This is a genomic window from Paraburkholderia sp. Clong3 (genome assembly GCF_050436485.1).
GTDB classification, from domain to species: Bacteria; Pseudomonadota; Gammaproteobacteria; order Burkholderiales; family Burkholderiaceae; genus Paraburkholderia; species Paraburkholderia tuberum.
Genome location: NZ_JBNDMH010000002.1, coordinates 3,873,643 through 3,897,545, shown reverse-complemented (window position 1 = coordinate 3,897,545; position 23,903 = coordinate 3,873,643). Strand labels below are relative to the sequence as shown.

The window sequence follows — 23,903 nt, the reverse complement described above, 5'->3', positions numbered from 1 at the left end:
TTTGCATAATTACAGTGCCTTCAGGAAGTTGATCAGCGAGTCCGGTGCCCGATAGCGCTGAATTCCGGTCTGCGGTTCGTGAAGCCTGGCCAGAGCACGTTCCTTCATGTTGAGATCGGCTTCGACATAGTGGTGCGTCGTGATGGGGCTCTCATGTCCGAGCCATAGTGCAATGACGCTGATGTCGACACCTGCCTGAAGTAAATGCATGGCGGTGGCGTGACGGACGGTATGAGGCGATACATGTCGCTTTGCAAGGCTGGGGCAGGTTCCGGCTGCGTTCCCGGTAGCCAGTGTTAGCCTCAATGCAACATTGGCTCTCGTCATTGCATGGCCATTCCGGTTCGGAAACAGCGGCGATGTGGGTTGGAATTCAGGATTTACCTTCAGCCATGCCCGTATCGTCTTCGCAGTTGACCGCCACAACGGGACGCTGCGCTGCTTTCGTCCTTTGCCACGCAAATGGACGCAGGCAGAACCCTCGTCCAGGACCACGTCGCCAACTTTTACCCCGATGATCTCCGAGACACGCGCTCCGGTGTTGTACATCAGCAGGAACAGCGCATGATCGCGTTGGCTTAGCCAGGAATCATCCGGCTTACCGATCACAGCCAGCATCTCTTCGCGCGACAGATAGCTAAGCGTTGGGCGCTCGAAGCGCTTGACTGGAACGCCCAAGGCGCATTCGATCACGTGCAATGACGCTACATCGCGATGCGCTGCGAACTTCAGGAACGAGCGAAGCGCCGCAAGTCGCGCATTGCGACTGCGCACGCAATTGTGCCGCTGGCGTTCCAGATGATCGAGGAAGCCCATGATCAGTTCCGGCGTCATATCCGCCAGTGTCATCGTGGCTGGCGACTTGACCAGGCGCGCCTCGGCGAACTCAAGGAAGAGGACGAAGCTGTCGCGATAGGCGGCTATGGTATGTGCACTAAGCGCTCGCTGCTGGGTGAGGTATTCGGCGAACCACGCTTGCACGAGCGCTGCAAACGAAGGCGGTGCCTTGGATCGCCTATTCATTGCCGTCTCCCGCGACATCGGCGAAACGCTCGAACCTGGCGCCGGCGACGGCCATCAGTTCCGGAACTGCCGTCAGATACCAGTACGTGTAGAAGATTTCCGCATGGCCCAGATAGGTTGATAGCGCCAGCATCATCTGCTCGATGTCGGTGCCCTCGGCATGCCAGAGCATCATGCGACGCACCGCAAAGGTATGTCGCAGATCATGAAGCCGGGGCGCTGCGTGGGCACCACGATTCACCCAGCCGAGGCTGTCACGCAGCGCGTTGAAGACACGTTGAGCCTGTCGTTCACCAAGAGGTTGTCCCAACCGCTGACCACGGCTGCTGACCAGGAACGACATGCTGGGGTTCGTGGCAACCTGCCGTTCGCGCTGCCGCCGGTACCGCGCTAACGCGGCAACCGTGCTCGTATGAATGGGCAACTGTCGTGACTTGGCGAACTTGGTCTGCCGCACAGTCAGCATCCCGCGCTTCAGATCGACATCGGCATCGCGTAGGTGGATGGCCTCCGAGATTCGCAACCCTGTTGAGGCCATCAGGCCAAACAGGGTCTCATACGTCGCTGGGCGCAGACTCCCCTTTGGCCCGAGCCGACGGGCCGCAGCCAGCAATGCAATGACTTCCTCTTCATGGAAGATGTGCGGGGCGACGCGTGCCCGCTCAGGGCCGAAGACCGGTTCCTCCGGAATCTCAGTGTCAGGCTCGAACTGCCTCAGGTAGCGGGCGAAGTGGCGAACAATCGCTAAACGTGCAGCCCAGGTAGCAGGGGTGTCATGGTGCCATTTATCCTGTCGCGCCCAATCCGCCATGAGCTCTGTCGTCAGCGCTCCACGATGATTCAGGCTCGCGACATAACGGGCGAAGCTGGCTAATAGCGTGCTCCGCGAGCGCAACTCGAAACCCAAACGGTGCCGTTCGGCAAGGTAGTTGTCGATCCTCTTCTGCAAGCTGACCCGTGCGCTCATGATTGGCTCCCGGGCCACGGCAGGGCAACAGCCGCCAGCTTCGGCGTGTCGAGCTTGGCGTAGATCAGGGTGGTATTGAGCGAACGGTGGCGCAGCAGGTCGGCTACTTCCTTGAGCGAACTGCCGTTCTCAACCAGGCGGCATGCCAGGGTATGTCGAAGCGCGTGAGCACTGTGGTGTGGCAAGCCGATGCGACAGCAGGCCCGTTTGATCACCTTCTGGATCGCCCTGGGCGTAATCGGCTGGTCTCGCTCCGCCACCTGCCGGACGAAGATCGCCGGATGGCCGCTCATCGGACGCTCATGTTGCAGATAGTCAGCGAGTGCCTGCCCGGTTTCCATCGGCAGCGGTAGTACGTCCTGCCGCAGCGACTTTGTGCCCCTCAACGTCGCTGTGCCTGCGCGCCAGTCGATGTCGCTGATCATGAGTTGCGCGATTTCGGCAGAACGCAGCCCCATGTCCAGCGCCAGACGGACAATCGCATAGCTACGCTTCGGCCAGCGGCGAGCGCCTGCAACCGCGCCCAGGAGGTACTCAACTTCCTCTGGCGCGAGCGCGCGTGGCAGCGATGCGAGCTTCCAATGGACGGGATTCAGGATGACGGCGCTGAGCTTGCAGACCTGGTCGCCGCACGTCGCCCGGTAACGCAAATAACTGCGTAAGGTACAAGCCAGTTGAGAAGCATAGGAGGCCGAGCCTCCGGCCCCTGACTGTGACGAAAGGAACCGACGAATATCGTCAGGGCGCAGCTTTCTCGGATCGACTGCGCGCCGCTCGAAATTCTGTCGCAAGAACAAACCGACTATGCAGAGTTGATTACTCCGTGTTGTGGCTGCCAGTCCCCGCGCATCGTGCAGATACGCATCGTAGCGGCGCAATTCGTCAGTAATGTGAGCCGGAAGTGGTCTACAAGACCGGGCCCTGGCTTCGTGCAAACTGGTTGGCTTCATAACGGTCCCCTGAAGTGGAACCGTTACTCCAGATCAACGCTGAAATTATGTCGAGTTCCCGGCTGAACCGCCTGCTGCCGGCCCCTTGTTTGCCGGGCCTCGTCGGCAATCGGCTCGGCTACTTTCCATAATCAACGACTTTGCATAATCGGCCGTTGCCGACATTAGGGCGAGCCGGGTTCTGCGTCAGCAATCTGGAAAAGCTAACGGTTGTGACATCCAGCTGGACGCGCTTCCTGCATCAGCAAACTCACACTCTCACAGACGGCTCCGCCGTCTTACCCGGCGTTTCAAGGGGCGCGCGTTGCCTGTGACCGTATTGCGATTTACGGCAGCCGGTATTGGGGCGCGGCAAGAAAGGGACTTTACGTGCGTTAAGACCGCGCCTAGAGCGGATCGAGCAGCGACTCGGTTCGTAGCATCCGATTCGTGGCCCGAAAGCGATGGTCAACATCACGTTTGTCCTGTCAAATCGCCCGCGAATGCGCCGTCTGTCATGATAGTGGAGCGATCGACCACGCTATAGCGCTGCTGTTTACGTGCGCGGCGAATGCCTCGAAGTTATACCGACAAGATTGGCACGATCTGCAGGCCGTGCTTGCCGATTTGTCTTTGCATCTCAATGCCGCACGACGATGACGCCAACGAACCTTGCAAAATGCTAACAGGTACGCTCTCTTGCAAAATGCTAACAGGTACGCTCTAATAGGGAGGCCTGCTGCATTCTTGATTACCCCCTGGTCACTGACTCGAGGTCATAGTCATGCTTTTCATCCCGAGTTCTCGCCTCGCCTTTTTCGGCATTCCTGCATTAGCTGGGGCGCGTACTGGCGGGCATCGAAAATCCGAGGCCTTGAAGCCCACACGGAACCGCGCTAGCCGCGCGGATAAATCAGCACTTCCTTCTGCCCGGCTCTCCGCATAAACCAAAAGTCAGTAAAGCGAGAGCCGGGCTCACCATCTTTCTGTTGACCACCGACGGTACTCCATCACGACTTGCGTGATGGGCGTCCGCCCGCGTGCCGAACAAACTCGAGATCCGTTGCGCTGCCTGTTCGCAGGTCTTTAGCCGCGCGACCGAACAGCGGCGGAATCGGATCGTCTTCGAAGGATCGAGAAGCCATGAGAACGCAAACAAAACGTCTGAATGAGACGCCGACGGTCAGGCAGGAACGCTCCGTCACAATCAGTGGCCAGAATTTGGCCTCGCAGTGGAACGTTTCGCAAAGCAGGCGCATCGGCTCTGTGAGCTATCAGGCTGAACATCAGGGCTACCGTTTGACGGCGCGAGCAGAACCCGTGGAGAGTGCGTTGCACGCGGCCCATCTTGTGATCGAAGGGCCGGGCTGCCCGACACAGCGCTGCTTCCATGCGCTGGATTATTTCTACGACCCAGCGCAGGCCTTGCAGTACGCGATCCGATGGGGACGGATATGGGTCGACCACCGGCTTACGAAAGTCGCCCCACAGCGCGTCGTATCGGCAAGCCCGGCAAGCAGCGCCGAACTGCTTTTGAAAGAGGAGCGTACTAACCGGGCAGGTGATCATGAATGAATCGTCAGGCGAAAAAACACTCCGTTTTATTGCTCGGAAGGCAGGAAGTCCAACGGCGGCGCTTGTCTACTGGCTTGACGTGACGGAACCGTCTAGTGAGGCGAGCTTCACCGAGATAACCCGGCGCTTCGCTCCCCTGATGCAGGTCGTCTTTCCTGACGATCGACCCGGTGCGTTCGTCAACCGGAGCGCGTTGCTCGATATACAACATTTGGGAACCATCGATCGGCTCATTTTCCTGGACGGTTCGTGGCTCGACGTATGGAATGACCGCGATTGCGCGGATATCTGTAACCTGTTTTCCAGCCGGAGGCACACATGTTGTCTGCCAAAAACATTTCGATCACGGCCATAACCGGCCGCATGGAAGGCCAGCCGGTCGTGTCCGAATCCGACATGGAACGACTCCGGGAATGTGCGCACCTGCCGAGGGTGTCACCGACGCAGCGCGCCCTCCTGGACGCCATGGAAGCGACAGCCTTGTTTGTCGATTCCGCCGAGATACCACCGGACGTCGTCACGATGAATACAACGGTCGAATGTACGACCACCGACGGCACTGATACGCATGAATGGACGCTGGTTTACCCGCGCGAGGCCGACTATCAGCGTGGGCGACTGTCCGTTCTCTCGCCGACGGGCATCGCACTGTTGGGTGCGCGTTGCGGACAAGTCATCATGTGCCTTCCGCCGAGCGGCGTGCCGGTTCATTACGTCATCAGGAAGATCCTCCTGCAACCGGAGAGTCGTCGCTTATCAGGCTGATGATATCGGGAGGAGGCACCGAAGAAACTGCATAGCCTCGCTAGCGAGCGCCCCTCAGTTGGCCCCGCGTCGCCCGTTCACTTCCGTTTGATTCGGTTGGTCAAGGGTCAAGGGGGCGCTAGCATGACTGTCCTCGAGCTGCTGTCATTTTTCTCGCTGACGTTAGCGGTGATGTGGATGCTGGGTGGTGGCATCACCGTCTTTACGGCGGTCAATCACAAGATTGTCTACTCAAAACGCCGAGATGCACCGAAGAATGAGTGTCCGGCATCACTCCTGTTGCCATCACGGCCCTGTGGCCGAAAGGATTCACTTATCCGCAGTTCCGCGTCGCTTTCATACGCCAAGGCGAACCGCCGCAGGAGGCCACGGGGAAGGCCGAGATGCTCGCGTTGAGCATCGCGGACCAGCCGTTCGAGTGTGCGCTATATGGTGCGGGCGAGCGGCAGAAGCTGGCCGAACTCTGCCCGACGAAAGACGGTCACAAAAAAGCCCTCCAACGGAGGGCTTACATATCACCTACAGTTTCCAAAGTCTATTGCGCGGCACCTTGCCCGTTTTCCAAACTTTATTGTCACGGAACAGGCAATCTCAAGCGAAGTTTTTCGCTGCGAAGTCCCAGTTGACGATGTTCCAGTACGCCTCGACGAACTTCGGACGCGCATTGCGATAGTCGATGTAGTAAGCGTGCTCCCACACGTCGATCGTCAGCAGAGCCTTCGCCTCGGTGGTGAGCGGCGTGGCGGCGTTGCTCGTCGACACGAGGTCGAGCGAACCATCAGCCTTCTTCACGAGCCATGCCCAGCCCGAGCCGAACGTGCCGACCGCGGTCTTCGCAAACTCTTCCTTGAACTTGTCGAACGAACCCCACTTCGCGTTGATGGCGTCAGCCAGCGCGCCGGTCGGTGCGCCGCCACCTTGCGGCGACAGGCTGTTCCAGAAGAACGTGTGATTCCACACCTGAGCCGAATTGTTGAAGATACCGCCCGACGACTTCTTGACGATCTCTTCCAGCGACAGGTTCTCGAACTCGGTGCCCTTGATCAGATTGTTCAGGTTGGTCACATAGGTCTGGTGATGCTTGCCATAGTGAAACTCGAGCGTCTCTTCCGACATGTGCGGAGCGAGCGCGTTTTTCGCAAATGGCAGCGGCGGGAGCGTATGTTCCATGGTGCTTTCCTTCTCTGTATCTGTTGTGGGGAGTCTGCGGATGACGCTATCGAGCACTCGATTGTAGGCGAGTTGGAATAACCCCGCAAACCAACGGCCTTTATGTCCGGCATGTCGAACACGCCGTGCGCAAGGCCCTTGAGAAGGGCGCGCATGGCGCGTGCCCGGCTCGTCGGAAGACAGTAAACAGGCGTCACGCGCCCACCGGCGAAACGTCAGAAACCGTCGGTCAGACGCGCCTGCACGTCGGCGAGCGCGACATCGGCCGAGCCTTCGGCGAGATGCATCGTCAGACGACGTCCAGGTTTCAGCGACGACGGCGTGCGAATCGCCCGACCGCTTTGCGCATCGAGCACGGCCGCATAACCGCGCTCGAGCGTGCGCTGTGGACTCAGCACTTCGAGTCGCGCGCTGAGCATGTCGATGCGCGCGACCTGTCGTTCATGCCGGCGCGATAGCGCCGCATTCAGACGCTGCGCCAACACGTTGACGCGCGTGCGCTCGGCCGCGAGATCCGGACGCCAGCGTTGCCAGCGCATCTGCAGCAGCGAAAATCGCGCACGAGCGTCGCGCACCGGCCGCGCGCCCGCCGACGCGAGCCGAACGCGCAACTGCTGCAGATGCGTGCGCTGCCGAGCGAGCCGCTCGGCGGGCGACACGAGCCGCCGCGCCAGCCAGTCGAGCTGCTGCGCGCGCCGCTCCATCATGCGGCCGAACGCGCGCGCGAGCGTCGCGTGCCGATGATCGAGTTCGCGCAGCAGCATGACGCGCTGTGGACTGACGAGTTCGGCGGCACCGGTCGGCGTCGGTGCACGTACGTCGGCGGCGAAATCGGCAATCGTGAAATCGGTCTCGTGACCGACGCCGCTCACCACGGGTATGACGCTTTCCGCAATCGCGCGCGCGAGCACTTCTTCGTTGAACGCCCACAGATCTTCGATCGAGCCGCCGCCGCGACACACGATCAGCACGTCGACCTCGCGGCGCGCGCCAGCCGCCTCGACCATCGCCGCGAGCTTCGCGCTGACGCCCGCGCCCTGCACCGGCGCCGGATAAACGATCACCGGAATATGCGGCGCGCGACGCGACAGCGTCGTCAGCACATCGCGCAATGCGGCCGCCTGCAACGACGTGACGATACCGATCGCGCGCGGATGCGTCGGCAGCGCGCGCTTGCGCTCGGCGGCGAACAGCCCCTCGGCCTCGAGTTGCGCCTTCAACCGCAGAAACGCTTCGTACAGACGCCCCTGGCCGGTGCGGCGCACCGCTTCGACATTTAGCTGCAGTTCGCCGCGCGGCTCGTACATCGTGACGAGGGCGCGCACTTCGATGCGATCGCCTTCGCGCGGCATGAATTCGGCGTACTGAGCTCGACCGCGGAACATCACGCAGCGCATCTGCGCCTGTGCGTCCTTGATCGAGAAGTACCAATGGCCGCTCGCGGCGCGCGTGAAGTTCGACACTTCACCCGCGACCCAAACGAGTGGAAACGAGCGTTCGAGCATCGTGCCGATCGCGCGATTGAGCGCGGAGACGGGAACGACGACCTCACCGCCAGGTGTGGCCGCAGAAGCAAAAGGATTTTCGGGGTTCATGCAAGGAATAAATAGCGCTGGCCGGACAGACGATAGACCGAGCGAAGAGCGGCGTCCAGCCGGAATCGCAGGATTGTTAAAAGTGTCCACATGGCGGGAACCGCCTGACGAATTCCGCCAGAACGCCCGCCAACGTCAATAAATTCCTAGCAGAGCCTTGATTTATATGGCGTTTGCATCTCGATAGCAAGCGACCACTACGATCCAAAGCGCACGGAATGACCCTTCGGGACGATCGGACAGCAGGTTCTCCACAAAGTTATCCACAGACTGTGAGCAACCGCACATAGCGTGGAGCGGCGTGCGTTGGACCTTACGCGACTTGCCGGGCGGGACGCCCGCGCGCTACAGTGCCGGGTTCGACGGTATGTCGATCGCGCAGCGCGGCGGAGAGCTTGCCCGGCCCGAGGCCACTGGGCGCGGGCCCTTTCGCCGCGCCGCTCGCACCTCATTTTTCGACCCGTATTCGCATTCGATTGCCCGGAGAACCGCGTTGATGTTGACCCCGCGTAGTGCGCACGGCGCGCAGTCCGTGCTCGCAACCCGCCCATGAGCGAACTCAGCGACCGTCTCGGAGCGCGCCTCTCGCGCGAATGGCAGCAACGTGGACCGCTCGCCTGGGCGCTGACGCCGCTCGCCTGCGTGTTCGGCGCAGTCGCGGCCGCGCGCCGCGCCGCGTTTTCGCTTAGCTGGCTCAAATCGGTGCGCGTCGGCGTGCCTGTGGTGGTGGTCGGCAACGTGACGGTCGGGGGCACTGGCAAGACGCCGACCGTCATCGCGCTCGTCGAAGCGTTACGCGCCGCGGGCTTAACGCCCGGCATCGTGTCGCGCGGCTACGGCGCGCGCGTGAGCACCCCGACCCAGGTCACGCCCGGTTCGTCGGCACGGGTCGGCGGAGACGAGCCGTTGCTGATCGCGCGCCGCACCGGCGCACCCGTGTGGGTCTGTCCGGACCGCGTCGCCGCCGCGCAGGCGCTGTGCGCCGCGCATCGCGACGTCGACGTGATCGTCAGCGACGACGGCTTGCAGCACTATCGCCTCGCGCGCGATGTCGAACTCGTCGTGTTCGATCACCGGCTCGGCGGCAACGGTTTCCTGCTACCGGCCGGACCGCTGCGCGAGCCGCTGTCGCGCCGCCGCGACGCGACGCTGATCAACGATCCGTACGCGCGCACGCTGCCCGCGTGGCCGAACACGTTCGCACTGCAGCTCGCCCCTGCCGACGCGTGGCATCTCGACAATCCCGCACTGCGCCGCCCGCTTGCGCAATTCGCCGGTCAACGCGTGCTGGCCGCGGCCGGCATCGGCGCGCCGGAACGCTTTTTCGCGACAGTGCGCGCGGCCGGCCTCGCGCCCACGACGCGCGCGCTGCCCGACCACTACGCGTTCGAGCGCAATCCGTTCACCGACGTCGACGCCGACGCGATCCTGATTACGGAAAAGGATGCGGTAAAATTGGGGGCCTGGCACGACGCGCGCATCTGGGTAGTCCCGGTCGAAGCCGCGCTTGATCACCGCCTCATTGCATTAGTTGTGGAGAAAGTCCGTGGACGCTCGCCTGCTTGAAATCCTCGTCTGCCCGATCTGCAAGGGCCCGCTCAGCTACGACCGCGCCGCGCAGGAACTGATCTGCAACGCGGACAAGCTCGCCTATCCGATCCGCGACGGCATTCCCGTGATGCTCGTCGACGAAGCGAGGCAGACCGTCGAAGGCACGCCGGTCGATCTGAATCCAGGCTCGGTCGCCTGACCCGCCGGGTCGCGGCACCGAGGCGCCGCGACGTCTCGCGCGCGCGGTCAAGGCAGGCCTCATCGATGCCGCCGCCCCCTCCCCGCATGCGCTCCAATATCGATCCGCAGCCGTTTTCGCCGCTCCGGCTCATGTCCGACCCTGCGTGAGCGTCGCGCGCGCAGCCTCTTCCTCCGGCCTGATCGCCGTCCGTTCCTGATCCGATGATCCACACCACCCCTCATCCGTTTATCGCCGTCGTGCCGGCCCGCCTCGCGTCGACGCGTCTGCCCAACAAGCCGCTCGCGGACATCGGCGGCAAACCCATGGTCGTGCGCGTCGCGGAGCGCGCGCGCGAATCGGGCGCGCAACAGGTGCTGGTCGCGTCGGACGCGCAGGAAGTGCTCGACGCGGCGCGAGACCACGGCTTCGACGCGGTACTCACGCGCGCCGACCATCCGTCGGGCACCGACCGTCTCGCGGAAGTGGCGACGCGTTTCGGCTGGAGCGACGACACGATCGTCGTCAACGTGCAGGGCGACGAGCCGCTGATCGACCCGGCGCTCGTGCGCGGCGTCGCCGGGCATCTGGCAACGACGAGCGACTGCGCGATCGCGACGGCCGCGCATCCGATCACCGATCCCGCCGAAATTTTCAATCCGAATGTCGTCAAGGTCGTGCCCGATGCGCGCGGCGTCGCGCTGTATTTCTCGCGCGCGCCGATCCCGTGGGCGCGCGACGCATGGCAACCGCACTGGCCCAACGTCGCGTCGATGCCGACGCCGGCCGCGCCCGCCGTCGTATACCGGCACATCGGCCTGTACGCGTATCGCGCGAAATTTCTGCGCACGTACCCAAGCCTCGCGATCTCGCCGATCGAGCAGGTCGAAGCGCTCGAACAACTGCGCGCGATGTGGCATGGCGAGCGCATCGCGGTCCTCGTCACGCAAGACGTACCGTTGGCGGGGGTCGATACCCCCGCCGATCTCGCGCGCGTACGGGCCTTATTCGGGTCTTGAGCGCGGGAAGCCGTGGCATAATCGAACGGTTATGCGCGCCTCCCAGCGCAGGCGACACTCGGGTTATCCCGGCCGCGCCGTGCGGATCTTGCAGCGCCGTCGTATTCGACGTGCAGCGCGAGGTAGCCAACGGTAGCCGATGCGGAACCTGCGAGAATCGCCGGGAAGCATGCCGCGTCAACAAAGAATTCACATAGATCTGGAGATATCCATGCGTTTGATCCTGTTGGGTGCACCGGGTGCCGGCAAAGGCACTCAGGCCAACTTCATCAAGGAAAAGTTCGGCATCCCGCAAATTTCGACCGGCGACATGCTGCGCGCGGCCGTCAAGGCCGGCACGCCGCTCGGCCTCGAAGCAAAGCGCTTCATGGACGCCGGCGAGCTCGTCACGGATGAGCTGATCATCAACCTCGTGAAGGAACGTCTGCAGCAGCCGGACTGCGCGAACGGCTATCTGTTCGACGGCTTCCCGCGCACGATTCCGCAAGCCGAAGCAATGAAGCAGGCCGGTGTCGCGATCGACTACGTGCTCGAAATCGACGTGCCGTTCGACGAGATCATCGTGCGCATGAGCGGCCGTCGCTCGCACCCCGCGTCGGGCCGCACCTATCACGTGACGTTCAATCCGCCGAAGGTCGAGGGCATCGACGACGTGACCGGCGAGCCGCTGATCCAGCGCGACGACGACAAGGAAGAAACGGTCAAGAAGCGTCTGGAAGTGTACGAATCGCAAACCAAGCCGCTGATCGAGTACTACAACAGCTGGGCGAAGAACGGCGATACGTCGAGCTCGGTGAAGGCGCCCCAATATCGCCGCATTTCGGGCCTCGGCAGCGTCGATGAAATTCGCGCCCGCGCGTTCGACGCGCTGAAGTAAGCCGGCTTGGTCCAAACATTAGCGCTGTTTTCGTTTGACCAAAACCCGCCCACGTTGGGCGGGTTTTTTTATCTGGCTCGGTGCGCAAACCAAAAGCGGCAAGCGGTGGGGAACGCCCAGCGGAACCAGTTAGGTTTCCATAGCGCTTGCATGCCGCCGCCCGCTTCGCTTTCCGCAGCGCAGCACAGCCGCTACAATCGATCGTCGTCGAAAAATGCTTCGCTCGAGACCGCACTGAACAACCGTAGCAAAGGAGAAGACATGGAAATTCGTGACAACGTGTTCCTGATCACCGGCGGCGCATCAGGGCTCGGCGCTGCCACCGCGCGCCTGCTCGTCGAGAACGGCGGCAAAGTCGTCCTCGCCGACCTGAATCTGGACGCGGGCGAGGCGCTCGCAAAGGAACTCGGCGGCGCTTTCGTCAAATGCGACGTGAGCCGGGAAGAGGACGCGCAACAGGCCGTCGAAGCCGCGACGAAGCTCGGTACGCTGCGCGGTCTCGTCAACTGCGCGGGCGTCGCGCCGGCCGCGAAGACCGTCGGCAAGGATGGCCCCCATTCGCTCGATCTGTTCACGCGCGCGATCTCGATCAATCTGATCGGCACGTTCAACATGATCCGGCTCGCCGCGGTGCAAATGTCGAAGAACGAGCCGAACGCCGACGGCGAGCGCGGCGTGATCATCAACACCGCATCGGTCGCCGCGTTCGACGGCCAGATCGGTCAGGCGGCCTACTCCGCGTCGAAGGCTGGCGTGGTCGGTATGACGCTGCCGATCGCGCGAGACCTGTCGCGCAACGCGATCCGCGTGATGACGATCGCCCCCGGCCTCTTCGAAACGCCGATGCTGCTCGGCATGCCGCAGGAAGTGCAGGACGCGCTCGGTGCGATGGTGCCGTTCCCGCCGCGCCTCGGCAAACCGGCCGAATACGCGATGCTCGCCAAGCAGATCTTCGACAATCCGATGCTGAACGGCGAGGTGATCCGGCTGGACGGCGCGATCCGCATGCAGCCGAAGTGAGGATCGCTTAGCGATCGATCTGGTCGCCGATGCTTGGCCAAGGCCTGCATACGGCGATAGAAAAACGCCTGTGCATGTGCGACATGTGCAGGCGTTTGTGTTTTATGCAGCGTGAAAACGCGCGTCGCTATTCGCCGCCATCATGCCGCGTGCGCTGCCGCAATTCATGCAACTGCGACTCGACCACGGTGGCATCTTCCGCATCGGGGCGATCGCCGAGATAGCTTTCGAGGTCCTCGAGCGCGGGCCGCAGATAATCGAGCCGCGCATACGCGAAACCGCGATCCCGCACTTCCTCGATATTGTCCGGCAGCAGAATGACGAGCCGTTGCTGCACCGCGAGCAGACGTTGCCAACGCTCGGTCTGCAGATAGATCGCCTTCAGGTTGCGCAACATCCGCGCGACGATCTCGCGATGCGTGGCCGGTTGCAGCAGCAGGCGTAGCGCGCGCCCGACCGAATCGCCAGCCGACGCGACGTACGGCTCGAGCATCTCGACCATCTGCGCTTCGGACAGCGAATGACCGGTGGTCGGATCGAGCATCACGTCGCCGTCGGGCATCGTCACGCGCAGCAGGAAGTGGCCTGGAAACGACACCCCACGCACCGGAACGCCGAATTGCTCGGCCATCTCCAGATAGAGCACCGCGAGCGAAATCGGAATGCCGCGGCGACGTTTGAGTACGACGTTCAGATGGCTGTTGTCGGGGTCGTAGTAATCGTTCAGGTTGCTCGCGAAACCGAGTTCGCGGAAAAAGAAACGGTTGAGAATGCCAACCTTCTGACGGATGTCGGCATCGTCGGGCATGCGGCGCCGCAGCCGCAGCACCAGCTCGTCGATCTCGGCGAGCACCGACTGCAGATCGAGGTCGGGATAGGCATCCTGCGCGATCGAGAGCGCCGTCTCGGTCAGCGGCAGGCTCTCGTCTTCGGCGACGAGCGTACTGAAATAATCGAGAACCCGCGACATGGTGATCACTTCACTCGCCTTCTGAAATACGCGTACTTGAAGCCCATCAGCCAAAGCATACCGAAATACAGCGCGGCGAACAGCACGAGACACGCACCGAGCAACACCATGCGGCTGACCGGCTGGCTATGCATGCCGATCCAGTCGAAGCTGATCGCGAGCCAGCGCATCACGCCGGCGAGCACGAGGCACGCCCCGAGCAACTGCACGAAAAACTTGAGCCAGCCGCTCGACGGCATATAAATGCCACGTTTGCGCAGACCAATGAATAGCAGCAACGCATTGACGCAAGCGCCGAGCCCGACGCTCAGCGTGAGACCCGCATGCGCGAACACCGGCACGAACACGTAGTTGCTCAACTGCGTGACGACCAGCACGCCGATGCCGATCTTCACTGGCGTCTTGATGTCCTGCTTCGCGTAAAAGCCCGGCGCGAGGATCTTGATCAGGATCAGGCCGATCAGGCCGACTCCGTAGGCGGCGAGCGCGCGGCTCACCATCACGACCGCATTGCCGTCGAACTTGCCGTAGTTGAACAGCACCGCTGTCAGCGGCTGGGCGAAAAAGAACAGCGCGATCGCGCTCGGCGCGGCGAGCAGGAACGTGACGCGCAGTCCCCAGTCGAGCAGCGACGAATACTCATGCGAGTCGGCATCGACGTGCGCCTTCGACAGGCTCGGCAGCAGGATCGTGCCCAGCGCGACGCCGAGCAGCGCGGTCGGAAACTCCATCAGCCGGTCGGCGTAGTTGATCCACGACACCGCGCCGGGGCCGATGTGCGACGCGATGTTGGTGTTGATGATCAGGCTGATCTGCGCGACCGACACCGCGAACATCGCCGGCACCATCTTCGCGAGCACCCGCTTTACGCCGCGATGCGCGAGCGCGCGCAGCGGGTTCAGGCCGATGAGCGGCACCATGTCGATCTTCTTGAGGCCCGGCAGCTGCACGACGAATTGCAGCACGCCGCCGACGATCACTGCCCAGGCAAGCGCATAGACCGGCGTTTGCAGGCGCGGCGCGAGGAATACGGCGGAGACGATGAACGCGACGTTCAACAGCACGGGCGCGAACGCGGGCAACGAAAAGTTCTTGTACGTATTCAGCACGCCCGACGCCAGCGACGTCAGCGAGATGAAAATGATGTATGGGAACATGATGCGCGTCATCGCGACCGCAAGCTGGTACGCGTGGCCCTCGTGCGCGAGGCCCGACGCGACGACGAACACGACGCCCGACGCGCCGACCACGCCGATCACTGACAGCACGGCGAGCGCCCACGCGAGCACGGTCGAGGTGGCGTCGACGAGCGCCTTGGTGGCGTCGTGGCCTTGCTGGTTCTTGAACTCCGCGAGGATCGGCACGAAAGCCTGCGAGAACGCGCCTTCGGCGGAAATGCGACGCAGCAGGTTCGGAATGCGAAAGGCGACGTAGAAAGCGTCAGTGTATTGACTGGCGCCGAACGCACGGGCGATCAACGTTTCACGGGCCAGTCCGGTCACGCGCGACAGCAGCGTGAAGCCGCTGACCGTCAGCAGGGCTCGTAATAGATTCATGGGGCGCTTATTATACGGGTCCCGCCAATGCGGGCGACGAGCCAGAACGCGATTCGGACCGATTTGCCACGCGGACGTTCGCCGCGATCGACCGGAAAGCGCGATTTTTTCTGTTTTCTGCGGTCTTCCCGGCAGCGCCCCCGCCTTCCATCGGTGCCCTCGCAGGAGGGCCAGCACATACGCGCCGACATGACGCCGCTCCGGTCATCGTGGCGCCGGCGCGTGTTTTCCGTTGTCACGTGCCTGATTTTGTTGCTATAATCGTCGGTTTCGAAGCTTGCTCAGTTTTCGAATGGTCTTCGGACGCGGTTCTCAGGTTGGCGCAGCGCCGTCTGTCAATACATCCGGATGCCTTGAAACACGGGCCCGCCTTCGCGTAGTTCGATCGATTTTTTCGACACTTTTGCGCCCTTGGGCAATCGCTTCCAAGGGTTCGGATCGAGAAGCAGCACCTCGCCTCATCATTGAAGGCCGGGTACTGGAAACAGGAACAGGATAAGGAACCGTCATGGCTAACTCCGCACAAGCACGCAAGCGCGCCCGCCAGGCCGCGAAGGCAAACTCGCACAACTCGGCACTGCGCTCGAAGTTCCGCACGGCTATCAAGGCTGTCCGCAAGGCAATCGACGCAGGCGATCACGCTAAGGCCGCCGAAATCTTCAAGGCATCGTCGAAGACCATCGACATCATCGCCGACAAGAACATCGTTCACAAGAACAAGGCAGCTCGCAACAAGAGCCGCCTCGCTGCAGCCGTCAAGGGTCTGCAAGCGCCCGCAGCGCAGTAATTCCGGTCGGCCCGCTTCGGCGGGCTACCTCCTGTTTCCGCTGCACAAGAAGCCCGCTTTGGCGGGCTTTAATGAGATGGTCAGCCTGACCGAAACAGCCCGATCGGCTTACGCTGATCGGGCTGTTTCCTTATGGGAGATCGTCATGGACACCATCTCGTTGATTGGAATCGATCTTGGCAAGCATTGCTTTCACCTGCACGCACAGTCCGCATCGGGCCACATGGTGTTGCGCAAGAAGCTGACGCGCAACCAGATGTTCACACTGCTTGCCCGTGTTCCGAGCTGCACGGTGGTCATGGAAGCCTGTGCCGGCGCTCACTGGGTCGCCCGTCGCCTCCAGGAACTTGGGCACCACCCGAAGCTGATATCCCCGCAGTTCGTCAAACCTTTCGTGCAAGGCAACAAGAATGACTTCGCCGACGCGCAAGCGATCTGCGAGGCCGCGTCACGTCCCAGCATGCGGTTCGTCAGTCCGCGCAACGAGGTGCAGCAGACGATCTCAGCGCTGCATCGGGTACGCGAAGCGCTGGTGCGCGACCGTACCGGCACGGTCAACCAGATTCATGCCTTTCTACTCGAGTTCGGCGTGAGCCTGCCCAAGGGGATGGGCGTCATCCGCCGACTTCCTGCCGTGCTGGCCTCGCATGATCTGCCGCCGCGACTAGTCGCGCTGCTCGAGCGTCTGCAGGCACATTTCAAGTACCTCGACGAACAAGTCGCGCAACTCGAAAGCGAATTGATCCGGCAACTGCGGGAGGACGAACGCAGCCAGCGCCTGTTGGAGATTCCCGGCATCGGCCCAATCACGGCCAGCGTGCTGGCAACCGAATTGGGCGACGCCCACCAGTTCGCTTGCGCTCGCCAGTTCGCCGCATCCATCGGGCTGGTTCCACGCCAATACAGTACCGGCGGCAAGCCCACGCTGCTGGGAATCAGCAAGCGCGGCGATAAGAATTTGAGGCGACTGTTAGTCCAGTGCGCGAGAGCGCTCATGCTGCACATCGAGCGGCACGCCGATCGCCTGGGGGCCTGGGTCCGCGACCTGCTGGCCCGACGGCATTCCAACGTGGTCGCTTGTGCGTTGGCCAACAAATTGGCGAGGATCGCCTGGGCCATCCTCGCCCGCGGAACACACTACCAAAGTGCTCAGGCTGTGGCCGCAGCCTGACTGTGCGCCGCCTACGTTACTCCCTCTGACCCAAGTCACTTCCTGGTTTTGCGACGCGAGATACGTGAAGACATAAACGGCTCAACGGCCGAGCAAGCAACCTGGCAAAGCAAATAGTATTCCGATACTGCGGCTTTTTTAAGGTTTGCCCGGCGCGGCTCTCATCATGGGGCGGGAACCTGTTCCCACAACGACCCCGGATAGATTTGCGCAAGCCCAATTTACGTCAACACCACCTCGCTTGCAAAAGTCAGGCTGACCATAGATTTTGTTTTGGTTGAATTGCCAGCCACAAAAAAACCCGCTGCTTGCGGGTTTTTGTTTTTTTGCTTTTGCCGATCCGGTCGACTTACATCAGATGACGTGCCGTTTGGCTTGCGGCGCAGGCGCATGCTCGAGTTCCAGTTCACACGCCTCGGTGACCAGCAGGTCGTTGTCTTTCGCGAAGTTCATAACGAAATCGAAGGCCATTGGTTCGATGTCGCGCAGCCGCGAATCGAGAATCACGCATTTGAGGTCGCCGATCATGGTCGGCCGCACGTACAGCGAGTACTGCATATAGGCGTTCGGCCCCTTCCTCACGCCGGGCCCGAACGACGACATGACGCCCGCGAGCCGCTCCGACCAGTCGCTCGGCCGAAATTTTTTTCCGGTCGACGTAATGCCCTGAATGAAATATTCGATTGGAGCTGCTTCGGCCATGTAGAAATACCTGTGTGACTGCCCAGCGGAATGACGACCAACCGGCGACGCCAGTTGTACGCTCGAACTCACCGCAAGCGGCATGTACGGCAAGCGCTTGCAGCCACCTGCGACGTGCGTGGGATCTGGCGCTAACGCAACAATGACGAACCGCACCACGAGAACCGCTGCGGCGAACCGGCTGAACCGCTCTGGCGTCTGTCATGACCGCCACGCCGTGACAGGCTTTCCGCGCCGCGCGAGCCGCGTTTCTTCATGCGAAACGCCGGCCTGCTGGGCTTTGGGATAACCCGCAGATTATAGCGCAGCGGGCCCTTTTCCGCAGCGCACACAAGCGCCTTCCGATGACCCCGCGAAGCCCGATACGACGCTTTCGAATCGCTTGCGGCGCCCTCCCGCCGACTCGTCAAACGAGGCGAAATCCTTTATGCTGCATGGAGTTACCACCATACCGACGGCGGCGCAGTCCGGCAACCCTGCCGGGTGAGACCGCCGTATTTGTTTCATGACCGCCAAGAAAATTCGCCACTACCTGCAGTTCAAGGACTTCTCGCTGGAAGACTACGAGTACGTGCTGGAGCGCGCGCGCATCCTGAAACGCAAATTCAAGAACTACGAGACCTATCACCCGCTGCATGACCGCACGCTGGCGATGATCTTCGAAAAGAATTCGACACGCACGCGCCTGTCGTTCGAAGCCGGCATCTTCCAGCTGGGCGGCCACGCCGTGTTCATGAGCACGCGCGACACGCAGCTCGGCCGCGGCGAGCCGATCGAAGACGCCGCGCAGGTCATCTCGCGCATGGTCGACATCATCATGATCCGCACGTTCGGCCAGGACATCATCCAGCGCTTCGCCGAGAATTCGCGCGTGCCGGTGATCAACGGGCTCACGAACGAATACCACCCGTGTCAGGTGCTCGCAGACATCTTCACGTACTTCGAGCATCGCGGTCCAATTCGCGACAAGACGGTCGCGTGGGTCGGCGACGCGAATAACATGCTGTACACGTGGATCGAAGCCGCGCAGATTCTCGGCTTCAGGCTGCGCCTGTCCACGCCGCCCGGCTACAAGCTCGACCGCGCGCTCGTCGCGGCGGAAAGCGCGTCGTTCTACGAGGAATTCGACGACCCGAACGAAGCCTGCACGGGCGCCGATCTCGTCACCACCGACGTGTGGACCAGCATGGGCTTCGAGGCCGAGAACGAAGCGCGCAAGAAGGCCTTCGCAGACTGGTGCGTCGACGCCGACATGATGGCGCGCGCGAATCCCGACGCGCTCTTCATGCACTGCCTGCCCGCGCATCGCGGCGAAGAAGTCAGCGCGGAAGTGATCGACGGACCGCAGAGCGTCGTGTGGGATGAGGCGGAAAACCGTCTGCACGTGCAGAAGGCGTTGATGGAATACCTGCTGCTCGGCAAGCTCAATCACTGAGCGAACCGCTGGTCCATACACGCGCCGGAACCGCGGGCACAAAAAAGGCGCCGGGAGAAAACTCCCGGCGCCTTTTGCATTCGTCGGCGGCGACGCTCCGTAAGCGCTCAATGAACCACGTACTTTCGTCGCGATGAATGCCAGGGCAAGCTGGTGTCCACTTCAACGAATAGGTGGACACCATGCCAGAGGACAGCAAACTGAAGGAACGCCTGGTAACGGGGTTTGAGCGCGAGGGGCGTCGTCGTCGCTTCGATCCTCAAGCCAAGGATGAACTCGTGCGGGCCTGCTTGCGGCCGGGCGTTTCCGTGGCCCGCATTGCTCTCGAGCACGGGCTGAATGCAAATCTGCTGCGCAAGTGGATTAGCAAGTACGAGCAGCAGCAACCCGGCGGCGTAGCCACGGACCAGGTTGTCGAGAACTCGCCCGCCTTTGTTCCCGTGGTTGCGGTCAGCCGGGCTCATGCGGTGGCCTGCGAGCCGCGCGAGATGTCGATACCCGCACAGGCGGCTCAGGGTTCATGGCTGGTCGCCGAACTGCCCAACGGCGTTGTCTTGCGGCTGGAGTGCGCCAGTCATGATGCGGCGCTGGTGACAGCGATGGTGGAGACACTGGGGAGCCGCCATGTTCCGCTTCGACGCTGATGTGAAAGTTTACGTCCATCGCGACGCTGTAGATTTCCGCAAGGGCATTGCCGGCTTGTCGACGATCGTGGAGCACGCGCTGGGGCTGGACCCATTCGCGCGAGCGGTTTACGTATTTCGTAACCGACGTACCGACCGTCTAAAACTGCTGCTGTGGGAGCGCAACGGATTCTGGCTAATGCTGCGCCGCCTGGAAGCTGACAGGTTCGCGTGGCCACGTGGCGGCGAAACGGTGCTTGAGCTGAACGCCGAGCAGTTGCACTGGTTGCTCGAAGGTATCGATCTGCAGGCAATGCACAGGCATCCCGTACGACGCTACGAGCGAGTTTGATCGCTCGTAGCGTTTGCTGCTGAGGCGAGCTTCGAGTGAGTTCGGGCTGCTACAAAAATACGTATACCCATTAGGCCCAGCGATTCGCTATGGTTGCGGCATGACCCGCGAACGCCTCTCGATTACCGTCGAAGAATTCAACGCGCTCATCGCCGCGCGCGATGCGCTTGAGGCGTTGCGCGTCGAACACGATGAACTGCGCGGCGAGTTGCGGGTAGCGAAGGTAGAACGCGATCTCGCAAAAGAGCAGCTGCAGGTCATGTTGCGCAGGTTGTTCGGTGCGAAGAGCGAGAAGCGCGATCCCCGGCAAGAAGATCTGTTCCTGAACGAAGCCGAGATGCTGGCGCCGACAGCGGCGACGCTGCCGGCACTGGAAGACGGTCCGGACACCGAGGTGGCGGCGCACAAACGCAAGAAGCGCGGTCGTAAGCCGCTGGATCCGGCGTTGCCGCGCGTAGTGGTTCGCTACGAGATACCGGAGGCCGAGCGGTTCTGTGCGCAGGATGGCACCGAACTGTTCGAGATCGGCGTCGAGGTCAGCGAGCAGCTCGACATCATCCCGCAAAAGATCCAGGTGATCCGTCACGAGCGGGTCAAGTATGCGTGCAGGAAATGCGATCATGGTCTGAAGGTCGCCCCGGCACCACTTCGCATTATTCCCCGAGGGTTGTTCACTGAAGCGGCACTGGCATGGATCGTACTGTCGAAGTTCATGGACGGGCTGCCGCTATACCGGATCGCGGCGCTGCTGCGTCGCTTTGGTGGGAACATCTCGCGTAATACGTTGGCCGCGAGTGTGATCCGGCTCGGCCAGTCGATCCAGCCGGTTATCAATCTGATGCGCGATGTGCTGCTCGACGACGAGGTCGCGCAAGGCGATGAAACCAACGTACAGGTTCTCAAGGAATCGGGCAAGGCCGCGCAGACGAAAAGTGCGATGTGGGTGCAGATGAATGTCGTCGGGCCACCCGTGCGGCTGTTCAGCTACGCGTCAGGCCATGATGCAAAATATGGTGTCGCCCTGTGGGCCGGCATGCGTAAGCACGCAGCGCTGATGAGCGACGGCGGTGATGTCTACGACATCATCGCGAAAGCCAATGACCTGGTCCATCTGGGTTGCTGGAGTCATTGCCGTCGTTATTTCTTCGAGGCTGAAGCACTGCTGCCCAAGGAATCGCGCGGTCCCCATCAGCCCGCCACGCAGTTTCTTCTTCTGATCGGCCGGCTCTATGCCGCGGAGGCGCGCGCGAAGGAAGCGGAAATGACGCCGCAACGCCGTACGGTACTTCGCCGGCGATATAGCAGCAAGGTGCTGAACAGGATCCACACGTTGCTGGATCAGTATCTTGAAACGACATTGCCTTCGGGCAAGCTGGGACAGGCGCTGGGCTATCTCAGCGGACAGTGGCCGAAGCTATGCCGTTATGTTGAAAACGGTCTCTGGCCAATATGCAACAACGCCTGTGAAAATTCGATTCGTCCATATGTAATTGGAAGAAAAAACTGGCTCTTCAGCGACACGGTGGCTGGCGCGAAGGCAAGTGCGAATTTGTATTCGCTTGTTGAAACGTGTCGCGCCAACAACGTCGATATCTATCAATACCTGATTGATCTGTTCAAGGCATTGCCGTATGCGAATAGTGCCGACGACTACGAGGCCCTCTTGCCGTGGAAACTGGGCAAGCCTGCGCCCGGCACCGATGTCACTGCTTAGCTGATTCGATATCAGAGCGCAAGGGGCTGACAGACGCGGGTTGAATGAGCGCTTACGACGCTCCGCGGGGCAACTCAGCGCGAAAAGAGAGAACTGCCGCTCACAGGCAAACTGGCTCCGCCTCCAGTTCCACGCCAAATCGCTCGAACACGTCGTGCTGGATCGCCCGTGCCAGCGCCAACACTTCCGTGCCGCTAGCGCCACCGCGATTCACCAGCACCAGCGCCTGTCGCTCATGCACGGCCGCCGCGCCCATCGCGCGGCCCTTCCAGCCGCATCGGTCGATCAGCCAGCCGGCCGCCAGCTTCACCCGCCCATCCGCTTGCACATACGACACGACTTCCGGCTCGCGACGCTTCAGCGCCTCGAACTGGGCGGCATCGATTACCGGATTCTTGAAGAAGCTCCCCGCGTTGCCCAGTTCGAGCGGATCGGGCAGCTTCGCACGCCGCACGGCGACGACCGCATCGAAAATGGCTTGCGCGGTCGGCTGCGTGGCCGCACCCTCGGCTTGGCCAGCGCTCGCCGCATGACCGCGCGCCGCCAGCTCGCGCGCGAGATCCGCGTAGCCCGCGCGCGGCTGCCACGCCTTCGGCAAACGGAACGTCACCGACGCAATCACGAAGCGCTCGCGCCCTTCCCGCTTGAAAAGGCTGTCGCGATAGCCGAACCGGCACGCATCGCCGTCGAGTTCGACGGCCTCGCCGGTCGCGAGTTCGATCGCCCGCAGCGACGCGAAGCGTTCGCACATTTCGAGCCCGTACGCGCCGATGTTCTGGATTGGCGCCGCGCCGACCGTGCCAGGTATCAGCGCGAGATTCTCGAGGCCGGGCATGCCCTGCGCCAACGTCCACGCGACGAACTCGTGCCACGGCTCGCCGCCAGCCGCCTCGACATACCACGCAGCCTGATCCTCGCGCACCACGCGGCGCCCGCGCAGCGCCACCAGCAGCACGAGCCCGGCGAAGTCGCCGGTCAGCATGACGTTGCTGCCACCGCCCAGCACGAGGCGCGGCAGGCCCTCGACGCGCGGATCGCGCACCGCGGCGAGCAACTGTTCCTCACGCTCGATCAGGCACGCGAACTGCGCGCGCACGTCGAAGCCGAACGTGTTGTGGGCCTTCAGCGGATAGCCGGCCATGAGGGACGCGACGGCGGGAGCGGCAAGAGCGGATTGGGACATCGGAATGGCAACAGGGCAACGACGGGAAGCAACAGGAAACGACAAAAACAACCAATGACGCGCCTGACGACACGAGCGGCGCCGCCCGACGCGGGATCGCCCGCCGTCGCGACGCCGCGCGGCGGCCTTGGGCAAAAGAGAGCGGCGTCGGTAAAATGACGTCCGGTCCGTGATTATAGCGAGTGCCTCGCGCTCAGCCGACCGGCTGTGTCGCGCACTGCCGCACTATTGGGAGAAAGCAATGCCATCGTTTGACGTCGTCTGCGAAGCGAACATGATCGAAGTCAAGAACGCGATCGAGCAGTCCAACAAGGAAATTTCGACGCGTTTCGACTTCAAGGGGTCCGACGCGCGCGTCGAACACAAGGAAAACGAAATCACCGCGTACGCCGACGACGACTTCAAGCTCGGCCAGGTGAAGGACGTGCTGCTGTCGAAAATGGCCAAGCGCAACGTCGACGTGCGCTTCCTCGACTACGGCAAGATCGAGAAGATCGGCGGCGACAAGGTCAAGCAGGTCATCAAGATCAAGAAGGGCGTCTCGGGCGATCTGTCGAAGAAAATCGTGCGTCTGGTGAAGGACAGCAAGATCAAGGTGCAGGCGAGCATTCAGGGCGATGCGGTGCGCATCACCGGTGCGAAGCGCGATGATCTGCAAAGCGTGATCGCGATGCTGCGCAAGGACGTGACCGACACGCCGCTCGACTTCAACAACTTCCGCGACTAAGCGGCACGACGCGC

The 23,903-nt window shown here is 62.1% G+C and carries 24 protein-coding genes; 15 read left to right on the top strand and 9 right to left on the bottom strand.

All coding sequences use genetic code 11. The annotated features are described in order from the left end of the window. Positions 1-9 precede the first annotated feature (9 nt). The 3 genes from OKW30_RS22190 to OKW30_RS22180 are packed head-to-tail and all read right to left on the bottom strand — an operon-like array spanning position 10 to position 2,940. Positions 10-1,023, bottom strand: a complete 1,014-nt coding sequence (locus tag OKW30_RS22190) for a tyrosine-type recombinase/integrase (RefSeq protein ID WP_429289522.1) — start codon at positions 1,021-1,023, stop codon at positions 10-12. Next, positions 1,016-1,990 (bottom strand): tyrosine-type recombinase/integrase, encoded by a 975-nt coding sequence (locus OKW30_RS22185; RefSeq protein ID WP_429289521.1) that lies wholly within the window; start codon positions 1,988-1,990, stop codon positions 1,016-1,018. The genes OKW30_RS22190 and OKW30_RS22185 overlap by 8 nt, the downstream gene beginning before the upstream one ends. Next, positions 1,987-2,940 (bottom strand): tyrosine-type recombinase/integrase, encoded by a 954-nt coding sequence (locus tag OKW30_RS22180; protein WP_429347569.1) that lies wholly within the window; start codon positions 2,938-2,940, stop codon positions 1,987-1,989. Before OKW30_RS22180 ends, OKW30_RS22185 begins: the two co-directional genes overlap by 4 nt. Positions 2,941-4,062: 1,122 nt before the next feature. On the opposite strand from OKW30_RS22180, the gene OKW30_RS22175 reads away from it, so the two are divergent. The 3 genes from OKW30_RS22175 (at position 4,063) to OKW30_RS22165 (ending at position 5,885) form a co-directional block, all read left to right on the top strand. After that, on the top strand, positions 4,063-4,494 hold the full coding sequence (locus OKW30_RS22175) for a hypothetical protein (RefSeq protein ID WP_262421490.1): 432 nt from the start codon (positions 4,063-4,065) through the stop codon (positions 4,492-4,494). 318 nt (positions 4,495-4,812) lie between these two features. Next, positions 4,813-5,259 carry a GreA/GreB family elongation factor gene (locus OKW30_RS22170; RefSeq protein WP_260336724.1) on the top strand — a complete coding sequence of 149 codons (447 nt, stop codon included), beginning with the start codon at positions 4,813-4,815 and terminating at the stop codon, positions 5,257-5,259. A 260-nt stretch (positions 5,260-5,519) separates the two neighbouring features. After that, the gene (locus OKW30_RS22165) at positions 5,520-5,885 is read left to right on the top strand and encodes a hypothetical protein (protein WP_429347568.1); all 366 of its coding nucleotides are present in this window, start codon (positions 5,520-5,522) and stop codon (positions 5,883-5,885) included. Here the strand turns inward: OKW30_RS22165 and sodB are convergent. Then, positions 5,851-6,429 (bottom strand): superoxide dismutase [Fe], encoded by a 579-nt coding sequence (gene sodB, locus OKW30_RS22160; RefSeq protein WP_184074462.1) that lies wholly within the window; start codon positions 6,427-6,429, stop codon positions 5,851-5,853. The genes OKW30_RS22165 and sodB overlap by 35 nt on opposite strands. Before the next feature lie 215 nt (positions 6,430-6,644). Then, positions 6,645-8,024 (bottom strand): exodeoxyribonuclease VII large subunit, encoded by a 1,380-nt coding sequence (gene xseA, locus OKW30_RS22155; protein ID WP_090801614.1) that lies wholly within the window; start codon positions 8,022-8,024, stop codon positions 6,645-6,647. A 549-nt stretch (positions 8,025-8,573) separates the two neighbouring features. Between xseA and lpxK the strand changes: the two genes are divergently transcribed. The 5 genes from lpxK (at position 8,574) to OKW30_RS22130 (ending at position 12,669) form a co-directional block, all read left to right on the top strand. Continuing rightward, positions 8,574-9,590, top strand: coding sequence for a tetraacyldisaccharide 4'-kinase (lpxK, locus tag OKW30_RS22150; protein ID WP_429347567.1), 1,017 nt, complete (start codon positions 8,574-8,576; stop codon positions 9,588-9,590). Continuing rightward, positions 9,571-9,774 carry a Trm112 family protein gene (locus tag OKW30_RS22145; protein ID WP_007180583.1) on the top strand — a complete coding sequence of 68 codons (204 nt, stop codon included), beginning with the start codon at positions 9,571-9,573 and terminating at the stop codon, positions 9,772-9,774. The genes lpxK and OKW30_RS22145 overlap by 20 nt, the downstream gene beginning before the upstream one ends. A 203-nt stretch (positions 9,775-9,977) precedes the next feature. Further along, a complete protein-coding gene (gene kdsB, locus OKW30_RS22140; protein ID WP_429347566.1) occupies positions 9,978-10,772 on the top strand; it encodes a 3-deoxy-manno-octulosonate cytidylyltransferase in 795 nt (264 codons plus the stop codon). A gap of 211 nt (positions 10,773-10,983) precedes the next feature. Continuing rightward, the gene (gene adk / locus OKW30_RS22135; RefSeq protein WP_013090349.1) at positions 10,984-11,649 is read left to right on the top strand and encodes an adenylate kinase; all 666 of its coding nucleotides are present in this window, start codon (positions 10,984-10,986) and stop codon (positions 11,647-11,649) included. Between the two features lie 261 nt (positions 11,650-11,910). After that, the gene (locus OKW30_RS22130) at positions 11,911-12,669 is read left to right on the top strand and encodes a 3-hydroxyacyl-CoA dehydrogenase (RefSeq protein ID WP_184074466.1); all 759 of its coding nucleotides are present in this window, start codon (positions 11,911-11,913) and stop codon (positions 12,667-12,669) included. Between the two features lie 127 nt (positions 12,670-12,796). Here OKW30_RS22130 and OKW30_RS22125 read toward each other — a convergent pair whose 3' ends face one another. Together OKW30_RS22125 and murJ are read right to left on the bottom strand one after the other, a co-directional pair. Continuing rightward, a complete protein-coding gene (locus OKW30_RS22125; protein ID WP_429347776.1) occupies positions 12,797-13,639 on the bottom strand; it encodes a SirB1 family protein in 843 nt (280 codons plus the stop codon). 5 nt (positions 13,640-13,644) lie between these two features. Beyond that, positions 13,645-15,195 (bottom strand): murein biosynthesis integral membrane protein MurJ, encoded by a 1,551-nt coding sequence (murJ, locus tag OKW30_RS22120; RefSeq protein ID WP_184074468.1) that lies wholly within the window; start codon positions 15,193-15,195, stop codon positions 13,645-13,647. Positions 15,196-15,703: 508 nt separating this feature from the next. Here murJ and rpsT point away from each other — a divergent pair. Together rpsT and OKW30_RS22110 are read left to right on the top strand one after the other, a co-directional pair. Then, entirely contained in the window at positions 15,704-15,982 is a 279-nt protein-coding gene (rpsT, locus tag OKW30_RS22115; RefSeq protein ID WP_027198671.1) for a 30S ribosomal protein S20, read from the top strand. A 145-nt stretch (positions 15,983-16,127) separates the two neighbouring features. After that, entirely contained in the window at positions 16,128-17,153 is a 1,026-nt protein-coding gene (locus tag OKW30_RS22110; RefSeq protein WP_184074570.1) for an IS110 family transposase, read from the top strand. Positions 17,154-17,507: 354 nt separating this feature from the next. Here OKW30_RS22110 and OKW30_RS22105 read toward each other — a convergent pair whose 3' ends face one another. Continuing rightward, on the bottom strand, positions 17,508-17,855 hold the full coding sequence (locus OKW30_RS22105) for a DUF3579 domain-containing protein (RefSeq protein ID WP_008923011.1): 348 nt from the start codon (positions 17,853-17,855) through the stop codon (positions 17,508-17,510). A gap of 505 nt (positions 17,856-18,360) precedes the next feature. On the opposite strand from OKW30_RS22105, the gene argF reads away from it, so the two are divergent. The 4 genes from argF to tnpC all read left to right on the top strand — a co-directional run bounded on the left by argF (position 18,361) and on the right by tnpC (position 21,979). Continuing rightward, positions 18,361-19,290 (top strand): ornithine carbamoyltransferase, encoded by a 930-nt coding sequence (gene argF / locus OKW30_RS22100; protein WP_018421631.1) that lies wholly within the window; start codon positions 18,361-18,363, stop codon positions 19,288-19,290. Positions 19,291-19,472: 182 nt separating this feature from the next. Continuing rightward, positions 19,473-19,934 carry an IS66-like element accessory protein TnpA gene (gene tnpA, locus OKW30_RS22095; protein ID WP_429346559.1) on the top strand — a complete coding sequence of 154 codons (462 nt, stop codon included), beginning with the start codon at positions 19,473-19,475 and terminating at the stop codon, positions 19,932-19,934. Then, positions 19,915-20,265 (top strand): IS66 family insertion sequence element accessory protein TnpB, encoded by a 351-nt coding sequence (tnpB, locus tag OKW30_RS22090; RefSeq protein WP_429346560.1) that lies wholly within the window; start codon positions 19,915-19,917, stop codon positions 20,263-20,265. Before tnpA ends, tnpB begins: the two co-directional genes overlap by 20 nt. A gap of 100 nt (positions 20,266-20,365) precedes the next feature. Next, positions 20,366-21,979, top strand: coding sequence for an IS66 family transposase (tnpC, locus tag OKW30_RS22085; protein ID WP_429347739.1), 1,614 nt, complete (start codon positions 20,366-20,368; stop codon positions 21,977-21,979). A 100-nt stretch (positions 21,980-22,079) separates the two neighbouring features. Here the strand turns inward: tnpC and murB are convergent, their stop codons facing one another. Beyond that, on the bottom strand, positions 22,080-23,162 hold the full coding sequence (gene murB / locus OKW30_RS22080) for a UDP-N-acetylmuramate dehydrogenase (RefSeq protein ID WP_429347565.1): 1,083 nt from the start codon (positions 23,160-23,162) through the stop codon (positions 22,080-22,082). A 241-nt stretch (positions 23,163-23,403) separates the two neighbouring features. Here murB and OKW30_RS22075 point away from each other — a divergent pair, with 241 nt between their 5' ends. Beyond that, positions 23,404-23,889, top strand: coding sequence for a YajQ family cyclic di-GMP-binding protein (locus tag OKW30_RS22075; protein WP_018421633.1), 486 nt, complete (start codon positions 23,404-23,406; stop codon positions 23,887-23,889). Positions 23,890-23,903 lie beyond the last annotated feature (14 nt).